Annotated in this window: 12 protein-coding genes and 1 pseudogene; 12 read left to right on the forward strand and 1 reads right to left on the reverse strand. The window is 62.5% G+C overall.

What is annotated here, in order from left to right:
• Nucleotides 1-42: 42 nt before the first annotated feature.
• The 7 genes from AC0V7N_RS37300 to AC0V7N_RS37330 all read left to right on the forward strand — a co-directional run bounded on the left by AC0V7N_RS37300 (nt 43) and on the right by AC0V7N_RS37330 (nt 15,138).
• Complete coding sequence (locus AC0V7N_RS37300; protein ID WP_496628408.1) at nt 43-1,014, forward strand: DUF4007 family protein; 972 nt, start codon at nt 43-45, stop codon at nt 1,012-1,014.
• A gap of 1,049 nt (nt 1,015-2,063) precedes the next feature.
• Nucleotides 2,064-4,493 (forward strand): hypothetical protein, encoded by a 2,430-nt coding sequence (locus AC0V7N_RS37305; protein ID WP_496628409.1) that lies wholly within the window; start codon nt 2,064-2,066, stop codon nt 4,491-4,493.
• Nucleotides 4,483-5,295, forward strand: a complete 813-nt coding sequence (locus AC0V7N_RS37310) for a phosphoadenosine phosphosulfate reductase domain-containing protein (RefSeq protein ID WP_496628410.1) — start codon at nt 4,483-4,485, stop codon at nt 5,293-5,295. The genes AC0V7N_RS37305 and AC0V7N_RS37310 overlap by 11 nt, the downstream gene beginning before the upstream one ends.
• A 9-nt stretch (nt 5,296-5,304) precedes the next feature.
• Nucleotides 5,305-7,182 carry a hypothetical protein gene (locus tag AC0V7N_RS37315; RefSeq protein WP_496628411.1) on the forward strand — a complete coding sequence of 626 codons (1,878 nt, stop codon included), beginning with the start codon at nt 5,305-5,307 and terminating at the stop codon, nt 7,180-7,182.
• Complete coding sequence (locus AC0V7N_RS37320) at nt 7,179-8,744, forward strand: hypothetical protein (RefSeq protein ID WP_496628412.1); 1,566 nt, start codon at nt 7,179-7,181, stop codon at nt 8,742-8,744. The genes AC0V7N_RS37315 and AC0V7N_RS37320 overlap by 4 nt, the downstream gene beginning before the upstream one ends.
• Entirely contained in the window at nt 8,741-13,975 is a 5,235-nt protein-coding gene (locus tag AC0V7N_RS37325; protein ID WP_496628413.1) for an FtsK/SpoIIIE domain-containing protein, read from the forward strand. Before AC0V7N_RS37320 ends, AC0V7N_RS37325 begins: the two co-directional genes overlap by 4 nt.
• On the forward strand, nt 13,972-15,138 hold the full coding sequence (locus tag AC0V7N_RS37330; protein ID WP_496628414.1) for an aminotransferase class V-fold PLP-dependent enzyme: 1,167 nt from the start codon (nt 13,972-13,974) through the stop codon (nt 15,136-15,138). Before AC0V7N_RS37325 ends, AC0V7N_RS37330 begins: the two co-directional genes overlap by 4 nt.
• Before the next feature lie 23 nt (nt 15,139-15,161).
• Here the strand turns inward: AC0V7N_RS37330 and AC0V7N_RS37335 are convergent, their stop codons facing one another.
• Nucleotides 15,162-15,308 carry a hypothetical protein gene (locus tag AC0V7N_RS37335; RefSeq protein ID WP_496628415.1) on the reverse strand — a complete coding sequence of 49 codons (147 nt, stop codon included), beginning with the start codon at nt 15,306-15,308 and terminating at the stop codon, nt 15,162-15,164.
• Between the two features lie 97 nt (nt 15,309-15,405).
• Here AC0V7N_RS37335 and tnpA point away from each other — a divergent pair, with 97 nt between their 5' ends.
• From tnpA to AC0V7N_RS37360, 5 genes and pseudogenes are all read left to right on the forward strand, one after another.
• Nucleotides 15,406-15,843: an IS66-like element accessory protein TnpA gene (gene tnpA, locus AC0V7N_RS37340; protein WP_496628075.1), complete on the forward strand. Its 438-nt coding sequence runs from the start codon at nt 15,406-15,408 to the stop codon at nt 15,841-15,843.
• Nucleotides 15,840-16,190, forward strand: a complete 351-nt coding sequence (gene tnpB / locus AC0V7N_RS37345) for an IS66 family insertion sequence element accessory protein TnpB (RefSeq protein ID WP_352608055.1) — start codon at nt 15,840-15,842, stop codon at nt 16,188-16,190. The genes tnpA and tnpB overlap by 4 nt, the downstream gene beginning before the upstream one ends.
• A gap of 71 nt (nt 16,191-16,261) precedes the next feature.
• Nucleotides 16,262-17,845: an IS66 family transposase gene (tnpC, locus tag AC0V7N_RS37350; RefSeq protein ID WP_496628153.1), complete on the forward strand. Its 1,584-nt coding sequence runs from the start codon at nt 16,262-16,264 to the stop codon at nt 17,843-17,845.
• 83 nt (nt 17,846-17,928) lie between these two features.
• Nucleotides 17,929-18,093 (forward strand): annotated as a pseudogene (locus AC0V7N_RS37355) (UPF0149 family protein); the annotation flags it as partial.
• A 34-nt stretch (nt 18,094-18,127) separates the two neighbouring features.
• Nucleotides 18,128-18,442 (forward strand): hypothetical protein, encoded by a 315-nt coding sequence (locus AC0V7N_RS37360; protein ID WP_496628458.1) that lies wholly within the window; start codon nt 18,128-18,130, stop codon nt 18,440-18,442.
• Nucleotides 18,443-18,474 lie beyond the last annotated feature (32 nt).

An 18,474-nucleotide genomic window follows, 5' to 3' on the forward strand; every position in this document is an offset into this window, starting at 1 on the left:
GCTTCGCTGGAGTTCCCAAGTAAAACTCACTAGCCTAAAGGCATGACGAATCGGGACAATCTCAATCTGAACGATCCAGTCGGCGGATATCGGTTCAGTGGTCATCAAACATTTGCGCTCCGGATCGCCTGGTTGCCAAAAGCCGTGGCGGCTATCGAGGACGGCAGGGATGTACTGACCAATCCGCTGGAAGGGGTTGTTGAGCTAGGGCTCGGTAAAAACATGGTAGAGGCATTGCGATGTTGGGTGGAGGCCTACGGAGTCGCGCGCCGAACTTCTGATGGATGGCAGCTTACCGAGGAAGCCGCTGTGATTTTCGCACGCCAAGGTACAGATCCTTACTTGGAGGATCCCCAGACGCTTTGGTGGCTGCATTGGAAGATCTCGAGCCTCCGAAAAGCGCCCTTTTTCGCATGGGACCTTTTGGTAAACCGCTGGAACGATCCGACCTTCACCAGCAGTGCAGCGATTCAGGAGTTCGCGCGGCAGGCGGAGCGGGAGGGGCGTAGCCTCTCCGAAATCACCCTGAAGCAGCACATTGATGTCTGGTTGCGCACTTATTCATCTCCTCGCGGCGCCCGGGCGATGGAGGATGGCTTGGACAGCCCCCTCGCGGCCCTCGGCTTTGTGCGCCCAGCTGGAGAACGCGAAACGGGCGGACGCCGCGAGCCGGTATTCGCTTTCGACCTTGGCCTAAAGCGCAGCATCAGCCTGCCGTTGTTCCGTTATGCCCTGCTCGATTGGTGGGGGGCAGAAGCGCGGGACGGCATCGCTGCGTTCCACGAAGTTGCCCATGGCCCCGGCAGCCCCGGCCGGGTTTTCAAACTCCCGGAAGCGGACGTCCGTGATCGCTTACGAGCGCTATCGGACGATCCGCGGTCGGGCTTTGAGCTACATGAGAGTTTGAACCAATATCAAGTGCGCCGCCGCGGACCTGCCCCCTCATTGCCGACGGCCTTACTGGCCGCCTATCGGCGCGCGCCCATCCGAACAAAGGGGGCAGCCAGTGCGTAGGCCGGTGCATGTTGAAGACGGACTCGAACAAATACCTTTCTTGCGGGTGAACCCCCGCCACCTTCGGTCGATTCAAATCGAGCGCGACTACGCCGATCCAGCGGCTTCGACGCATTACGTGGTGACCCCTTTTATCAAGGCGACGTTTGAGCGGCTTGCCCAAAGTCTGACCCCAGGAAGCACAGCGCGTGCCTGGCGAATCACAGGAGACTACGGCGCAGGTAAGTCGAGCTTCGGCCTGGCCTTTGCTCGTTATGCTGAAGGTGCGTTGGAGGGACTGCCGCAAGCTCTGCGACAATCTTCTCCTCTCGTCCGCCTCGCACCTGTACTGGTGGCGGGAGAGCGCGAGGCTGTTGCGCGTAGCCTCACAGCCGCCCTTGGGGCAACTGTGGCGCGGTTGGGAATGCGGCCGTCAAAAAGCGTGGCCAAGATCCTGGCCCATCCCTTAGGTGTCTCGGCGTCCACAATCGTGGAGACCCTGGAGGCGGTGGCGGCGCAGGTTCGCACAATGGGTTTGGCTGACGGTCTACTGGTGGTGCTCGACGAATTAGGCAAGAACCTCGAGTACGCCGCGCGGACCACAGATGACGATGTCCATCTATTGCAACATTTGGCGGAGGTGGCCGCCCGCAGCGGAGAAACTCCTATCGTGGTCATGGCCGTGCTCCACCAAGGAGTGGCGGCCTATACGCAAGATCTAGCTATCGAGCAACGGCGGGAGTGGGAGAAGGTCAGCGGTCGCTTCGAGGAAGTGCTCTTTGCGCCACCACTCGAACAAAGCGCCCTGCTTGTGGCAGCGGCGCTGGACCTCGATCAGGCTCGCCTGCCCGCCGGACTTGCCAAGCATGCTCGCAGCGCCATGCGTCAGGTCTTGGCGGCGGGCTGGTATGGTGTTGGCGCGCCAGTTGAGGATTTGGCGGCACTAGCGCCGCAACTCCTGCCGTTGGATCCCATGGTGCTACCAGTGCTCGTTCGGATTTTGCGGCGTTTTCGGACAGAACGAGCGATCCCTGTTCAGCTTCCTATCCTCCGCCGAGCCGCACGGACTGATGGATCACGCGCGTGCCGCCCACGAGCGCCTGCAAGTCTACCGTCTGAACCATCTTTACGACTATCTCACCACCAACCTTTCGAGCGCCCTGGCGGCTGGACCGGCTGCCACGCGCTTTGGTGTGGTGGATTCCGTAATTCGAAGCGCGATGGTGGATAACGCCCTCGAGGTTGCCGCCTTGAAGGCGGTAGGATTGCTCAACCTTCTGGACGACCCCGGCCTATCCCTTACCCGAGAACTTTTGGTGCTTGCTATCGCAGGCGGGGACTCCGCTAGCCTCCGGGCAGCGGAGGCGGCAGTAGAGCGGCTGAGTACGACCGCGAAACTACTCTATGACCGGGGCGCGGGTGGCGGCCTATGCCTATGGCCCCATACGAGCGTTGACCTTGAAACGGCTCTTCAGGAAGGACTCAAGGCGTCAGATGTGACGGATGGACTGCTGGACGCCTTGAGACGCGTCCTGCCCAGCGATCCGGTACTGGCCCGACGCCATTATGTGGAAACCGGGGCGCTCCGGCACTTCGAGGTAATTTACGCGGAACCCGTCGAGCTTCGTCGAGCGCTAGCCGAGGCTCCGGACCTATCGCGGGTGGACGGCCGCATTGTTGTGGCGCTCAACCGCACCACGGCGGAGCGCCGCGAGGTGCTAGAAATCATTGGCAACCATAAGGCCTGGAACGACGTCCTCCTCGTTGGCGTGCCCGAACCCGTGGGGACACTTGCGCCTCTCCTGCGTGACGTCCGCGCTTGGGCGTGGGTGCGCGAGAATACACCTGCCTTGGCCGGCGATCGCTTGGCCCGCCAAGAAGTGTCCCGCCAGCTTGATCTCGCCGAGGATAGACTTCGCCGGGCCCTAAATGAGCTGCTCGACCTCCGCGGGGACGGAGCCGGTGCAAGCACATGGTTCCACAGCGGCGAGAGGTTGTCTGTAGAGTCAGGGCGCGATCTCGCCGCTCGGCTCTCGGAAATCTGCGATACGGCTTACCGGTTCTCCCCCCGCGTGCGAAACGAGCTGATCAACAGACGAGTCCTGTCCTCGGCCGCAGCGCGAGCGAGATCCCTGCTTGTCGAAGCCCTTGCTCTGAAAGCAGACCAGCCACTGCTAGGTCTGGATGGAGCCCATACACCACCCGAAATGGCCATCTACCTTTCTGTCTTACGTCAGGGCGAAGTGCATGTTGAACGCGACGGGTGCTGGCGCGTGGAGACACCGGCCGCACTGGACCCGTTACGGCTCACCCCCGCTCTTGAGCGCATCGGCGAACTGTTGACGGCGGAAGGTGATCGCCGCGTTCCATATCTGGACATCGTCGAGGCGTTGCGCCTCCCACCATATGGAGTGCGGGACGGCCTTATCCCCCTACTCTTGGCGGTCTATCTGGCGGCGCACTGGCACCATACCGCAGTCTATGAGGACGGCACTTATCTGGACCAAGCCGGCGGTCCCGAGTTCGCACGGATGCTCAAGGAACCGGAGCACTTTGCTATCCAGCACTGCGCCGTGGAGGGCGTGCGCACCGAGGTGTTCACCCGTCTCGCCGCGATCTTGGGCGTGCCGGCACAGGCGGAGGCGCCGGATCTTCTAGATGTCGTCCGACCGCTGCTCCAGTTTGTCGCCCGCCTGCCGGATCACGCTCGACGGACTCGCGCGATTAGCGTCACGACGGCTGCGGTCCGCGCATCTTTGCTACGAGCATCGGATCCGTCTGCGCTGCTCTTTACCGACCTTCCGCTTGCTTGCGGACTCGAGCCCTTCACCGCAACCGGGCCTCTCGAAGAAGAACGACTGGAGGACTTCATACGTGCCATGGCCGCGGCGGTCCGAGACATGCGGGACGCCTATCCGGCTTTGCTGGACAGATTGACGGCCGCAGTGGCTGACATCATGGATGCCGCGGGCCCGCTGGAAGCAGTGCAGGCGGTGCTCGCCCGCCGCGCCGCTCCTGCCAAAGGGGCGATCGTGGAAACCGAGCTCAAGGCCTTTGCGCTCAGACTTGCCGACGGCGCTCTTCCGCCCAAGGCCTGGCTCGAGTCGATCGCAAGTTTCTTGGCTCGCAAGCCGCCAGAGCGATGGGCCGAGCCAGACGAGCGTGAATTCCACCATCGGCTCAAATTGCTTGGCCGTCGTTTCAGCCGCGTCCTGGCGACCATCGTCAACGAGAATGGCCGGCTCGACGTCGTGAAAGGAGAAACAGCCTTCCACGTTGTCATCACCTCGGCCGATGGCCAAGAATTCAATGATTTGGTACGCGGGACGGCTGCAGACCTGCAGGTCGACGGAATCCAATCGGAGTTTGCTGAGCTATTGTCTCGACATGGGCGCCAGGGCGTCCTCGCTGCGGCCCGGGCTTTGGTGGCGGTTGCTCGTAGTGCGGCAGATGACCCGGATCCGACCAGGGACTTGGGGAGACCTTCAAATGATCAATGAGACACCGGTCCGACACATTCTCAGCCTTTCGGGAGGCAAGGACAGTACGGCACTGGCCATTTATCTCCGAGACCGGGTGGAGAACATGGAGTACATCTTCCATGACACCGGGAAGGAGCTCCCGGACACACTTGAGTATATCGAGCGGCTCGAAGCCTATCTCGGCACGAAGGTCGTCCGGACTACGACGCGGGAGACGTTCGACGATGTGCTTCGCACCAAAGGCGGCATGCTGCCATCTGGGAAGCGCCGCTGGTGTACCGACCTGCTGAAACTGAAGCCATTCGAGGCCTACATTGGGGTCGAGGCGTGTGTGAACTACGTTGGTATCCGGGCGGACGAGAACCGGGTCGGTTACATCAGCCACAAGCCCAACATCAAGGCGGTCTTCCCCTTTGTGGAGGACGGCATCGACTACGCCGGCGTGGTGCGCATCCTCGATGACGCGGGTCTTGGCCTGCCTCCATACACGGAATGGGGTAGGACCCGCTCGGGCTGCTTCTTCTGTTTCTACCAGCAGAAGATCGAATGGGTCCGCCTAAAGACGCACCATCCGGAGCTCTACGAACAGGCGAAGGCTTATGAAAAGCCCAACCGCATCAACGGCCAGGTGTTCCACTGGACCGATGAGCCGCTGACGGAGATCGAACGGCCAGAGCGGATGGCGGAGATCGAAGAAAGTACGCGCAAAGCCCAGGAGCGGCGACGCGTTCGCACACCGAATCGGCCGCTGGCTGCCGTCTTGGGAGGGCTCGAATTGGAGGAGCCCGCCCGTGACGGCTGCATGATCTGTCAGCTCTAGGCGCACCGCATGTCCGAATCCGACCCGCCGCCGAAGACCGAACCCACCCCCGGCGAACGTTGGGTGGGATTCTTACGCGGCTACGGACCAGCGAACCGCGTTGATGGGATGTTTGCAGAGTCGACTGCGGGCCACGCGGCCGCCCACGGGACGGACCCGCTGCTCTTCACCCATCCCACGACCGCGACACTCGATCAGGCATTGGATCCGCCCCGTGGGCGGCTTACCAATGTGGTGCTCACGGGGACTGCCGGCGATGGCAAGACCACGCTATGCAACGACCTATGGGCGCGCTTCGGCGGCGGAGCGGAACGTCAAACCGGTCGCCACCGTGGTAACTACCTCCCGCTTGAGGTCGAGACACCGACCGGCCGTCGGACCATTCATTTCATCTTCGAGTTCAGTGCCTGGTGTCCTCAGACCCTGCCTTGGCCGGATGACAAACTTGATCTCTTGAACCGCTTCGCACGCTCAATGACCGAAGCGGATCCTGCGGAAATCTTTGTCATCGCCGCCAATGACGGCAAGCTCGTTCAGGCTTGGGATGGGTTGCCGGCGGGTTCGCCCGCAGCGGCGTTCAGCTCTACGCTAGAAGACCTGTTGGCGACGGACCGACAGTCCGCGCCAGGCCTAAATCTCTTGTTCCTGAACTTGAGTCGGATGCCTACCAAGGCAGTTCTGGAGCAGGCGCTCACGTGCCTGCTCGACCGGGTCGAATGGCATTGTTTGGAGGACGAGGCTGCTGACGATCCGGCGTTCGGCCCGGCGTCACCTTTTTTCCGCAATTTCCGATTGCTGTCGGACCCTGCGATCCAGGCGCGGCTCTTAGCGATAGCCGAACTCCTCGATGCCAACGGACTGCACATCCCCATCCGAGAGGTGCTCCTCCTCTTGGTCAACAGCCTGCTGGGCTGGTCGGGCGCGCAGGACGGGCTGGCGACGGTGGAAGAGCTTCGCCAGCTCGCGCGGGAGGACCGCGCGCACGAGGCGACGCTTTACGGCAATCTGTTCGGGGCAAACCTCACAGAGCGTCGGCGGGAGCAGTCTGCGGTTTTCCGTCACCTGGGCGGCTTCCGCATCGGTCGGGAAACCAGCAATGCCCTGGACGGCTTGTTGATCTTCGGAGCCGCCGATCCGACGCTTCAAGCCGACCATGAGCGTTTCCTCGCCTCCGATCCCTACTATGGCTCAAATGCCAGGTTTGATGAGATGCGCATCGCCTACTTGGAGGCTGAGGACGAGCGTGTCGAACAGGCGCAGGCCTTCCTGGCCGCATTAGTCAACGAACGCCGACGGCTCTTTTTCCGCCTGCCAGAATCCTCTGGCCGCCTCGATCCGTGGAAGCTCAGCGTCTTCCACGCCGCTGGCAGTTATCGTGCCCAAGTTCTCCAGCGCCTCCGCGCCGGCCAGCCAGTGGACTCAGGCGTGCTGAAGCGGCTGGTCTGCGGTCTCAACCGCATCTGGACAGGGATGCTGGTCGCCGAAATGGACAAGCTTTATCTAAGCACCGGTTTAGATCTGAGCACCGCGCGCGTTAGCGACATCTTCCTGTACGAAGCGGCCATCCAGCGGAGTATCCATGGTGATGAGGTGGGAGTGGCGCTCGGAGAGGACCACATCCCGGTCTTGCGGGTATCTCTAGGCGGGCCGCAGCACAGCGCCACTTTCAAGCTGCATCTCACCCGGTACGAATTCCTAATGCGAGTGGCCCAAGGCGCACTGCCAGGAAGCTTCTCGAAGGAATGCAACGAGGATGTCCTGGCCTTCAAGAGCCAAATCCTCTCTCAGTACTACGCACTTATTGGCGATCGGCCCGCGCCCATTGCAATCCTCAGCCTGACAGCAGAAGGGGCGCTGCACTCGCGGCAGCTCAGCGTGACCCTTTGAACCTTCAGGCGCCGGAAAATTTCACCAAGGTCCCGCACAGCTGGGATGTGTTCAGCGACGTCAAGGTCTGGTTGGAGGAGGCCGTGTTCGGCCATCGCCTGTGGCCGCGCCAGAACCCGTGGCTGCTGCTGCTCGAATTCCTGAACGTGGCCGAGGCGCAGCAACGAGAGCCGGGCGGCTTGCTGGCGGCCCAAGAACCCACCCGCCTGCAACCGTACGCCCTCAGCTATCGGATGGGTCTGCGCAACATTCTGTTCAACAATGACGAGCTCGCGGAGGTAGCGGCGCTGCCCTACGAAGACGACACCCTGTGGGCGCTTTGGTTCAAGAGCGTGGAAGGCGCTGAGGCCGCCCCGGCCGAAGGCTTCGACTATCTCAAACGCCGCTTCAGCCGGTTCCACGACTTTGCGGATCTCGTCGCCCTCGTTCGCCAGACGACGCTGGAAGGTGACAACAATCGCCGCTGGTCCTCGCGATTCATCTTCCCCTTCGGCGCCCAGGCACTCTTCAGCGACGCTATTATCACTGGCGGCGATCCGCGTCGCGACTACATCAACTTCGGCCGAACGGGTGAGATCCTCTATCTGATGCTATCCCGAGCCAAGCGGGTGGACGAACTCCGGCCCAAGTTGGCGGCGTTTCTGGCCCCGGACCAACCAAAGAACCGCCTGATCGGCCTGCTGAATGCCGAAAGCGATGGTCGCCCGAGTCTGCAGATGAAGGGCAATTCCTTCCTACCCTACCGGGCTCACCCGGCCTTCGACCGCTTGGCCGAGGACTGGCTCGCGGTCCTGAACCTGGGTTTGCCTGCCCAAGACGCCTTTGGTCACCTTGCGCCGCTAGCGAGCCTGCATGTGATGCTTTATCAGCTGGAGACAGCTGCGGCCTGGGCCGGGAAGGTCCGACCAAGCTTGGTCTGCGAGATTATCGCCCCCCGACGTGAGTTGGTGCGCCAGCGGTCCATCGCTAGCTTCAATGAAAACGACGCCCTCGCTCGCCAATCGCTCATATTCTTCGCCGAGACTGTCTTGTCGGAATCCAACTGGCCATCGAACGAGGCCTCCGATCTGTCGGAAGATGAACGGCTTGAGCGGGCCGGTGAACTCCTCAAACAGGAATTCAGTTACTCGGTCGACGGGCGTCCTGCAACGGTGGAGGCGCTTCGTTTTCAATTCGAGCAGGCGGCAGAGTCCAAGCTCGACGAAAACGCGGGTCAGATTCACCTGCGGTACGGACGTTATGTTGGATTGGTGTCTTCGCGAGGCACGAACCGCAACCGCTACGCGCCAACCGACGAGCTCCTGAAGACGTTGGTGATCGCCCGGGTCAAGAAGCGCGCCGAATTCAGTAAGTTCCTCGCCGATCTCTACGTCCACTATGGCCTGGTCTTCGGCCCTGAAGAGGCCCGAAGCGCGCTTACGCCCTTCGACTTCAATGAGGGGGCTTTTGGAAAGAACCGCGAGCGACTAGAGGCCAGGCTTGGCAGTATGGGCCTTCTTAAGCGCCTCTCCGATGGCTGCGCTTACGTGCTGAATCCCTTTGCCAAGGACACCTCCCAGTGACGGCGGAACTTAGCCTCATCGGCCGTATGGCCGCCCGTTTGGTCCGCAGGACGTTGGACCGTGAAGCACAGAAAGCCGGTTTCGCACGCTTTCTGCTGCACGGTCTTTCTACAGACGAAGTGGCTGGGATCGTTTCGGTGATCGGCCAGGACGAGGCGCTCGTTTCTCGGCTAGACATCAAGCTCCCGCGCCACGCCTATGACGGGGTCTCAGGAATCCCCCAGGAGTTTCTGACCGACGAGGCCGCCACTAACCTTCGACACGCCGTATGCGACCGGGAAGGTCGTATCATGGCTCTCACCGATGACAGCCAACTACAATCGCTCGCGCAGGTAGAGAAGATAGACGCCGACGCCCTGCTCGGCGCGGAACGAGTGGGCGATTGGGTGGACGAAGCCTGTGGGGATCTCGGCCTTCCCGAGGATAGCGCAGCCCACCTGCATGCCGCCCTGCAGGCACTGTTCCGGATCGATCGCGTGGGGCTGCCTCAGGTAGCGGGTTACGTCTCGGCGGTCCGGGCGGACCTCGAGACTGGCACCTTGCCTCAGCGCGCGCTGGGCCGGGCGCTCATACTGGTCGGACTGCCACGCTACGATGCCTTGTTCGACGATATTCCGCCAGGCAAGCTCGGTTGGTCCTCGCAATGGCGGCAGCGCTACGAACGTCATTGGGGTCGGCAGAGCTATCTCGCCAAGCGCGACGCCGCCCAACTCCCGTTTTCCCGGACTAGGCTCCGGGATAAACTCACCGAATTGCGCGAAGAGTTGCGCGATGAGGTGGTTGCTGCGCTGGAAGCCTATGTCGAGGCGCCGGACGGCGTCAGCGACGGTTCCACAAAGCTCTTTCACTACGATTGGTCGGAGTTGGAGCGCTTCTTCGAGGAGGCCCAGAAGAGCGAGGGCCGGTTCATCGGCGAAGAGACCCACACCTTCTACAGCATTCGCACCGAGCTGGTCAGCGAGGCCGAACTCGACTACTTGACCGCCTTCAAGGATCAGCGGCGCCAGAAAAGCCCTCCTAAGCTTCCCGAGGACGAGGAGTTCTACACGGCCCACGCCCATGAGCTGCGCGATGACCAGCGACTGGCGGCGCTTTGGGAACGGTTCATCTTCGGCCAGCGGGTGGATTGCCGTGATTTCCTGGACGGCCTCGCACAGGCTCTGCAACGGACCCACCATCAACTTTCGGGCGCCGGACGCGTCCTCGTCGTCGAAGGGCAGGAAGACGCCAAGAGCCGGTTTATGTCGTTGAACGACTTGGCAGTCCGGCAGTTCGCAACACGTTATCGCGGCCTCGGGCAAGCCTTGGTTGGAGTCGTCGAGTTCCGACGTACCGCGGCCTTCGATTACCCGGCCTTCGCCAGCGAGATTGCGGTCCACAAGCAACGTACGGCAGACGCCACTAGCCGGCGTGCACGGCAGCTCAACTTCAAGATCTGGGTCGAGCGTCGGGATGGCGGCGCTGTCGAGAAAAGCGCCGAGTTGAAGTTGGTATGGGAATGCGGTCTCGGAGACGTCGGGCTTTCGCTCGCGCAAGACCTTGAACGGCTGCGCACAAATGTGACCGGAACGCCCCTAGTCCAGTGCGTCGCAGGGCGACCTAAGGGGTCCGGGCGCACTCACGAGCGCAGAGTCGATCTCGGCGATCTCAAGACGCTTGAGCCGGCCGCCTCGCGTGAGCGCGGCGCCTTCGTGCCCGCCAGATCCAAGTGTCAGTCTCTGACCAAAGCCTGGAAGGCCGCGCTCGAGGATCTTAGGGCCGATGCGCTGGTTTCGGATGCCGTGGCTAACGATCTCCGCGGCCGCTACGACGCTTTCGAAAGGGCCTACCGCGCCGCTTTAGAGGACGTAGAAATCACCGGCTGGGGCGCTGGGAGCGCACAGACCCAGGCGGAGTTCTATGGTCAGCTCCTTGCCGGGATCGTTGATCAGGTCTCCACGCCAGTGGCATTGGATCGGCTCCTGCGGCAGCCCCTCGATGTGGGCGTGGCCCATCCCGGTGAGACCTCCGACATCGCTGGGTTCGCCGTCGTCTGCCCTTGGCAACCACTTCGCCTTGCCGCTCAAGGTGCGCGCTGGCGCATGCTCCGCCGCCAGATGGCGCGGCTTCTGGCGGACGAACCGGTGGAATTTACCGACGCCGGCGGCCTCTTCTTCAACGAACTGCGCCGCGCTTTGGCCGAACCCCTCCGTCCGGAGATTGTAGGGGGATGGCGTGGTGAGAAATCCATCGTGCTGTCGCTCAACGATGTGGTGAACGACTACAGCTTGCACGAGCCGCCCGTAGCTCAAGCGGGGCGCGGCGGGACAACCAGCGACAATGTCGCGCCGATTGCCAAACAGATCGCCGAACTGGTGCAGCGCTACCTCGCGCTCCAGCCGCACGAGCGGGATAACCTGTCGGTCGTTCTCTACAACTGCGACGCCGCCGCCCTCCCTCAAGCCGTCGTCGACATTATCCGAAACGAAGCGCAGGGCGAGGACGGGGAGGCCATGTGCCAAGTGGTGCTCCGGCACCGCGACGAGGGCCGTTTGCGCGGCCTCTATCAACAGCTGGTGGGCCGCGAGCAGAACGGAGACGGCCTGCATGCCAGCGAAGCGACCCGCGATTTCATGGCTCGCCTGCGGATCACTATCATGGTCAACCAAGCCGCGCCCGATCCTTCGGCCGATGGACCGCCGTATGACATCGTCTTCTGCCACGACGTGATTTCGCGTGCCGCCCGGCAAGGCTGGGTAGAACTGCAGAGAATGACCTATCCGGCCGACCAGATCGACACCGGTCACTGGTCCAGACGCCGGCCGATTCGGCGCGGTGACCGCGACGCCATGGTGTACCTGGCATGCCCAGCGCAGCCGTCGGAGGGCTGGGCCTTCCTGGATGCGCTGGGCGCACTGCACGATGCTCATCAGGCTGGCAAGGCGCGCGCCGCAGGTGCCACCCTGATGCCGGCTCGCCAGACCGATATCCAGGATCCAGGAACGCGGGCCATTCTCAACGAAACCCATCGGCTGGGGGCCTGGGTGGTCAACTTTGACGACCTCCTCGACCGCCGCCAGCTGATGGACAGCAAGATCCGGATCATTCGCTACAAGCATGCAGCCGCCGGAGGACGGAACCTAGTGATCTCCTCCAAAGCCCCAGACGAGCTGCTACAGGCGACCCTGCGGGGTCGCCTGCGCGCGCTCGACCCGGCCTTCACGCCGGAGGAGCTTTCGGCTCTAGCACCGCGGCTGATCGACCACGCCAATGCCGTCTCGGGTGACATCGTTCTGCGTGCCGCCAAGCGGGGGAGCAATGCCAACGAACTTATAGGAGTGGTAATGAGCCGCTACCTCGTGGAAGCGGAGCTCGGACGGGACCGGCCCAAGGCCTGGATATTCCTCGACGACTACGCGGCTTGGCTCGGGCAGGACGAAAAGCGAATCGCCGATCTCCTGTGTCTGGCACCGGGGGTCGGGCAGGATGGTCGGCCTGTGCTGGATATCGTGGTGACGGAAGCCAAGTATGTCACGGCGGCCTCCGCCACCGCGAAGGCAGGAGACTCAGCACGCCAGCTACGAGACACATTGAAGCGGCTCGAGCGCGCCCTCGACCCGACACAGCCGCCGGCGGACCGCGAGATCTGGCTGGCGCGACTGTCGGACATGCTGCTTGACGGTTTGCGTGACCCAGGCGGGCTCACGGACCAGAGCACAGATTGGCGACGGGTCCTCCGTGATGGTGAATGCCAAATCCGTCTCCGCGGGTACTCGCATGTCTTTGCTCATGCGGGGCCAGACGCCGTGACGCTCGCTCTGGACAAGTTGGTGGGCGTGGCCGAAACCGATACTGGTGAGCAAGAACAATACGGCCCCGACAGCTTGCGACGACTGCTGCGCTGCTATGCGAAGGATGAGGATCCTACAGCTTTGCGCCAGGAAGTCCGCGGCGAGAGCCCGCCCGGAAGCCGTGGTTTCGAGAGTCCGCCAATCACCATGCCGACGTTGCCAGACCCCGCGCCGATGCCGGCCACTGCGGTCGACGAGCCGAGTGCCGACGCTGTTGAAGCACCGGGCGACGTAATTTCAGAGAGGGCCCCGGTCACACACTTCCAAGCCGCTCTCGCTTTGACCGGGCTGGGCGCGCATGGCGACGCACAAGACGCCGCCTGGCTTGAAGATATCGGGACGCGCTGCCGAAACGCCCTACTGCGGTATGGCATGTCGGCGCGTTTGGAACAGGCGGTGCTGACACCCAACGCGGCGTTACTGAAATTTCGCGGCACCGACGAGCTCACTGTCGCGACCGTCGAGCGGAAGCTGAGGGAGTTGGAGACAACCCACAGCCTGGAGGTGGTGAACGTGAGGGCCGAGCCCGGACGGGTGGCGATCTCCATCCGGCGGCCGAAGCGCGAGACCCTCACCATCGGCGAAGTCTGGCGCGACTGGAAGGTCGATCGCGACCAACCCAATGCGCGCCTGCTGATCGCGGTCAAAGAGGACGACGGTGGCCCGTTGTTCCTGGAACCAGAGCCGGCGCCGCACACTCTCGTGGCCGGCAGCACAGGAAGCGGCAAGTCTGTGCTCATTCAGAACATCCTTCTTGGCATCGCGGCGACCAACCGCCCGGATCAGGCACATATTCACCTGATCGATCCGAAGGCCGGCGTAGACTACTTCGCGTTCGAACCCCTGCCCCACCTTGTGGACGGAATCGTAGACGTCCCCGAAGACGCCCTCGTTCGCCTCGACGCCTTGGTGGCGGAGATGGAACAGCGTTACGCGTTGTTCAAAGCCGCACGAGCTGCAAATTTGCGCGCCTACAACGCTAAGGCTGCCAAGGCCCTGCCACTTATCTGGCTCGTCCACGATGAGTTTGCGGATTGGATGCAGATCGACACCTATCGAGCAGGGGTTGAATCGGCGGTGAGCCGGCTGGGGGTCAAGGCGCGCGCGGCCGGTATATATCTCGTGTTTGCCGCACAGCGTCCTGACGCAACAGTTTTCCCTATGCAGCTGCGCAGCAATCTCGGTAATCGGTTGGTATTAAGAGTGGACAGCGCCGGCACTTCAGACCTCTCCCTAGGTCAGAAAGGAGGCGGAGCCGAGCGCTTACTGGGAAAGGGCCATCTCGCGGCTATTTTGGGTGGTGGGACCGAACCAGTTTTCGCCCAGGTCCCCTTCGTAAGCGACGATGATCTCGTACGCCTCGTAGAGGCTATTCGCCGGGACCTGGATGAAGGATCATGATCCACGCCTATCTGGACAATAACGCCACCACGCAGCTGGCGCCTGAAGCGCTTGCTGCGATGCTGCCATTTCTGAAAGAACAGTATCTCAACCCGTCGTCGACCGCCGGTCAGTTGTTAGGCGCCCACGACGTGGTGCAGCAGGCAAAGCGAGCCTTGGCCCGTCTCTTGGGCGATGTCGAACTCGCCAAGCAATTCACGCTCACTTCTGGCGCGTCAGAGGCCAATAGCTGGGCAGTCGCCGGTGTCATGGCGAGCGCTGGAAACCGCCGTATTGTCACCACCGCCATCGAACATCCCTCTCTCTTGGAAGCGGTGGCCGCTCAGGCGCGCAAGGGAGCCGAAGTACGCTACGTGCAGCCGGATGAGTCAGGTCGGATCGAGCCAGATGCGTTCGCTGCGAAACTCACACCCGACACTGCCTTCGTTTCTGTCATGGCTGCGAACAACGAGACGGGTGTCGTTCAACCCATTGGAGTTTTGGCCGAGATCGTTCGCCGCCTCGCTCCGGAGGCGATCCTGCACGTGGACGCCACGCAGGTTGTGGGTCGGATACCTGTCGATCTGACAGAAGAGTTCGTCGAAGTCGATCTGCTCTCCCTATCGGCGCATAAATTCCACGGCCCGAAAGGCGTGGGCGCGTTGTACATTAGGGACGGGCTGCGGCTCGAACCGCTTATTTATGGTGAACAGGAGGACGGGCGACGGGGCGGGACGATGAACACCGCTGCCTCCGCCGGGCTGGCCGTTGCCGCGGAACAGGCGGCTCGGCGGCTGCTTGTAGCTAATGGCATCGAAGCGCTTCGAAACAACTTTGAACGGGAGTTAGCTATTCGCCTGCCGCAAGTACGTTTTAATGGGATTCAAGCACTACGTCTGCCAAATACGTGCTCTTTGACGATCCCGGGGTGCGACGCCGATGCGATCGTCGAGCGCTTGGCGATGCGCGGAATCTGTCTCTCCACAGGGTCCGCCTGCCGCGCTGGCTCACCCGCTCCGTCTCATGTGCTTACGGCTATGGGGATCAGTTATGAGGATGCCAAGGCCACACTACGAGTGAGCCTGTCCGCTTTCACATCGAAAGGGGACCTCGAGCTGGCGACGACGGAAATTGTGGCTGCTGTGAACGCGGAATTACAGCATACCCACGCTGACGCCTCCTAATCGATGGTTTTGAGTTCACGTAATCATGGCAGACGTGCCGGAAGCTGCACCTCATCGACCGCCTTTCCGAACCAGTCCGCATAGGCGCGCTTCAGACGATCATCACCGGGCGCTGCGCCGAGCATGTACAGCATGAGGCGGGTGGTCAAAGATTCGCCACGCATCATCATGCGGTCGCCAGCTGAGTCCCATATGATGCCGACATACGGGGTAAGCGGTGCGCCAAGGCACCTTGCAAGATGCCGATGAACATGGAGGTTTCGGGCCATGACATTGGAACATGCAACGGGCGATAAGGTCGCCGAGTTAAGCGGCGCCGCGGCGGCCGAAGGTCTTAAAACGGTGCCCGGGCGCGTGCGGCAACGAAGGCTGTGGAGTTGCACTGAGAAGCGCGCGTTGGTCGACCTGGCGAGCGCGGCGGGGTCGTCGGTGACCGAGGTCGCGGAAGCGTTCGGCGTAGCTCCGTCACAGCTCTATGCGTGGCGCAAGCAGATGGCCGGCGGGGAACTCGATGCCGATCAGGCGATGGCGACCTTCGCGCGCATCGACGTGAGCGATCTGCCGGATGTCGAACGCCCCGTCGCCGATTGCCCGGACCCGGCCGGCAGGATCGTCGTGGCCTTTGCGAGCGGCACGCGATTGCGGATCGACGGGATCGTCGATCCGACAGCACTGCGCATCGTCCTGGCGGAGTTGACCAGGTGATCACGGTGGTGCCGACCGACCGGATTTACCTGTGCTGCGGCGCGACCGACATGCGTCGCGGGATCAACAGCCTGGCGCGGATGGTGCAGCAGGTGCTCGCGCTCGACCCGCACACCGGCGCGATCTTCTGCTTCCGTGGACACAAGGGTCATATCATCAAGATTCTGTCGCATGACGACCAGGGGTTCTGTCTGTTTACAAAGCGGCTGACCGATGGTTGTTTTGCCTGGCCAACCACCAAGGATCAGGTCGCCGTGTCGCTCACCAAGGCGCAGCTTTCGCTGCTTTTGGACGGGATCGATTGGCGCCGGCCGAGCAAGATTTATCGACCGCGTTTGGCTGGCTGATTTTGATGTTTCTTATTGATTTTGTGTTGATTCTTCTTCCGTGACGAGGGTCTTTCGGGTATAGGTTTTGGGTGTCGGAACAAGCTCCCTCAACCGCTGATTTCTTCGCTCGGATCGCCCTTCTGGAGGCGGCCGTTTCTGCCCGTGACATCACCATCGCCGAACGCGATGAGCAGCTTCGAAGAGAGCGCGCCGAGGCCGCACTTCGCATCCAGCGCCTGCAGCTGCGGATCGATCGCTTCAACCGCAAGGCCTTCGGCCGCTCCTCCGAGAAGCTGGGCCAGATGCGGCTCGAACTCGAAGATCTCGAGACCGATTTCGCCGCCAGCGTGCCCGATCTCGAGCTGCCCATCGTTGCTGACACCGACAAGGTCCGGGTGTTGCCGGTGCGTAAGCTCAATCCCAACCTGCCGCGCAAGCGGGCCGTTCGCGAGCCGTCTTGCGCATGTTGCCCGGGCTGCGGCGGCGATCTGCGCGCCATGGGCGAAGATAGCGACGAGATGCTCGATCTGGTTGCCCAGGCCTGGCAGGTGATGGAGACCATTCGACCCAAGTACAGCTGCCGGACCTGCGATAAAATCATCCAGGCGCCGGCGCCAGCCAAGGCCATTGCACGCGGTAAGCTCAGCTATGCCGCGCTCGCCCATATCATGATGGCGAAGTGGGGTTATCATCTGCCCTTCTACCGTCTGGCCCAGATGATGGCCGCCAAGGGCGTCGATATCGAGCGTTCCACGCTTGCGCGCAGCGCCGGCTACGCCGCCGCCTTGCTCGATCCGATCTACAACCGCATCCGCGAGATCGGCCGTACCCGCACCAAGATTCATACCGACGACACGCGGCTTCCGATCCTGGCGCCCGGCAACGGCAAGACCCACAAGGGCGCGCTCTGGGTTTACGTCGCCGACGACCGCAATTCGGGTTCGCAGGAGCCGCCGATCGCCTGGTATCGCGCCACCATGGGCCGCGCCGGCGAGAGCGTGATGACCGAGCTCGCCGGATTTGCCGGCACGCTCCAGGCCGACGGTTTCAGCGGCTATAACCAGCTCTACAAGGGCGGCGCCATTCGAGAAGCTGCGTGCCTGGCCCATCTGCGTCGCAAGATATTCGACGTTCACGACAGCCAGCCGACCGAGCTCAGCACGACGGCGATGGCCGGTATCCAGGCGATCTACCGGATCGAGGAAGAGATACGGGGGCTCCCGCCCGCCGAGCGATTGGCCGCACGACGAATGCGGACCCGACCACTGGTCCGCGCGCTGCGACGACAGCTCATGCGCCAGGGCAACGGTTTGTCGCGCCATGCCGATATCGCGAAGGCCTTCGCCTATGGCACCAGACGATGGCGCGCGTTCAATCGCTTCCTCTACGATGGCCAGCTCGAGCCCGACAACCTGATCGCGGAGCGGGCGATTCGTGGATTTACGGTCGGCAGGCGCAATTGGCTCTTCTCGGGCAGCTTCGCCGCGGCAGAGCGGTCAGCGGTCGTGCTCAGCATCATTGAGACCTGCAAGCTCTGCGGCGTCGATGCCGAAGCCTACATGGCCGACGTCACCGAGCGCATCCAGAATGATTGGCCAGCCTCGCGCTGGGACGAACTGATGCCGTGGAATTGGGTGCGCCGCGAAGAGATGCAGCTCTCCTTGGCGGCATGAGCGCGCTCGATGACATGGCGCTGTCGGACGAGGCGCTCGAGGCCTGGATGGCTGCCAAGACCAACCGCCCGCTGGTGCGGACCATGTCGGCGCTGGATGGCTTCGTAACGGCGGCGGTCACCGGGCCGCGCTACCCGGACCCGCAAGACTGGATGTGCCCGCTCATGGGGTTGCGGCGCGACGTCCTGGCCAAAGGGTCTGCAACCGATCACGCCGTGTTTGCCAGCGTCGCCAGGATCCACAACCGGATCAACGAGACGCTCTTCGACAGACCGCAGGATTATGCGCCCCGAATTCGCAACCAAGCCCAGCGGCGGCATCGACCCCCGGCCGTGGTGCCAGGGGTTCTACGCGGCCATGAATCTCAACATCAAAAGCTGGAGACGGCTACTCGACCTCGACAACCCCAACCACGGCCTGCTGCTGCCGATCCTGATCTACTGCGTCGACAAAAAGGGGAGGCCCGTCCTCGGCAAGCCCAGGCCGGGGCCCGAGACCGCGCATTTCATCGAACACGAGGCCTACAAAGACATCGCCCTCGTCATCCCCGCCCTACGCGAACTCCACTACGTCACCCGTTATGACGACCCGCAGTGATCGGCGGCGACGCGCCGACTAACGGCTGACCT

The sequence above is a fragment of the Mesorhizobium kamtschaticum genome (genome assembly GCF_056174585.1).

Excerpts from the sequence above, each read along its gene's own strand:
- AC0V7N_RS37315 (WP_496628411.1), top strand. The coding sequence starts at position 5,305 with ATGTCCGAATCCGACCCGCCGCCGAAGACCGAACCCACCCCCGGCGAA.
- AC0V7N_RS37300 (WP_496628408.1), top strand. The coding sequence starts at position 43 with ATGACGAATCGGGACAATCTCAATCTGAACGATCCAGTCGGCGGATAT.
- AC0V7N_RS37335 (WP_496628415.1), bottom strand. The coding sequence starts at position 15,308 with ATGATGATGCGTGGCGAATCTTTGACCACCCGCCTCATGCTGTACATG.
- AC0V7N_RS37330 (WP_496628414.1), top strand. The coding sequence starts at position 13,972 with ATGATCCACGCCTATCTGGACAATAACGCCACCACGCAGCTGGCGCCT.
- tnpA (WP_496628075.1), top strand. The coding sequence starts at position 15,406 with ATGACATTGGAACATGCAACGGGCGATAAGGTCGCCGAGTTAAGCGGC.
- AC0V7N_RS37360 (WP_496628458.1), top strand. The coding sequence starts at position 18,128 with ATGCGCCCCGAATTCGCAACCAAGCCCAGCGGCGGCATCGACCCCCGG.
- AC0V7N_RS37305 (WP_496628409.1), top strand. The coding sequence starts at position 2,064 with ATGGATCACGCGCGTGCCGCCCACGAGCGCCTGCAAGTCTACCGTCTG.
- AC0V7N_RS37310 (WP_496628410.1), top strand. The coding sequence starts at position 4,483 with ATGATCAATGAGACACCGGTCCGACACATTCTCAGCCTTTCGGGAGGC.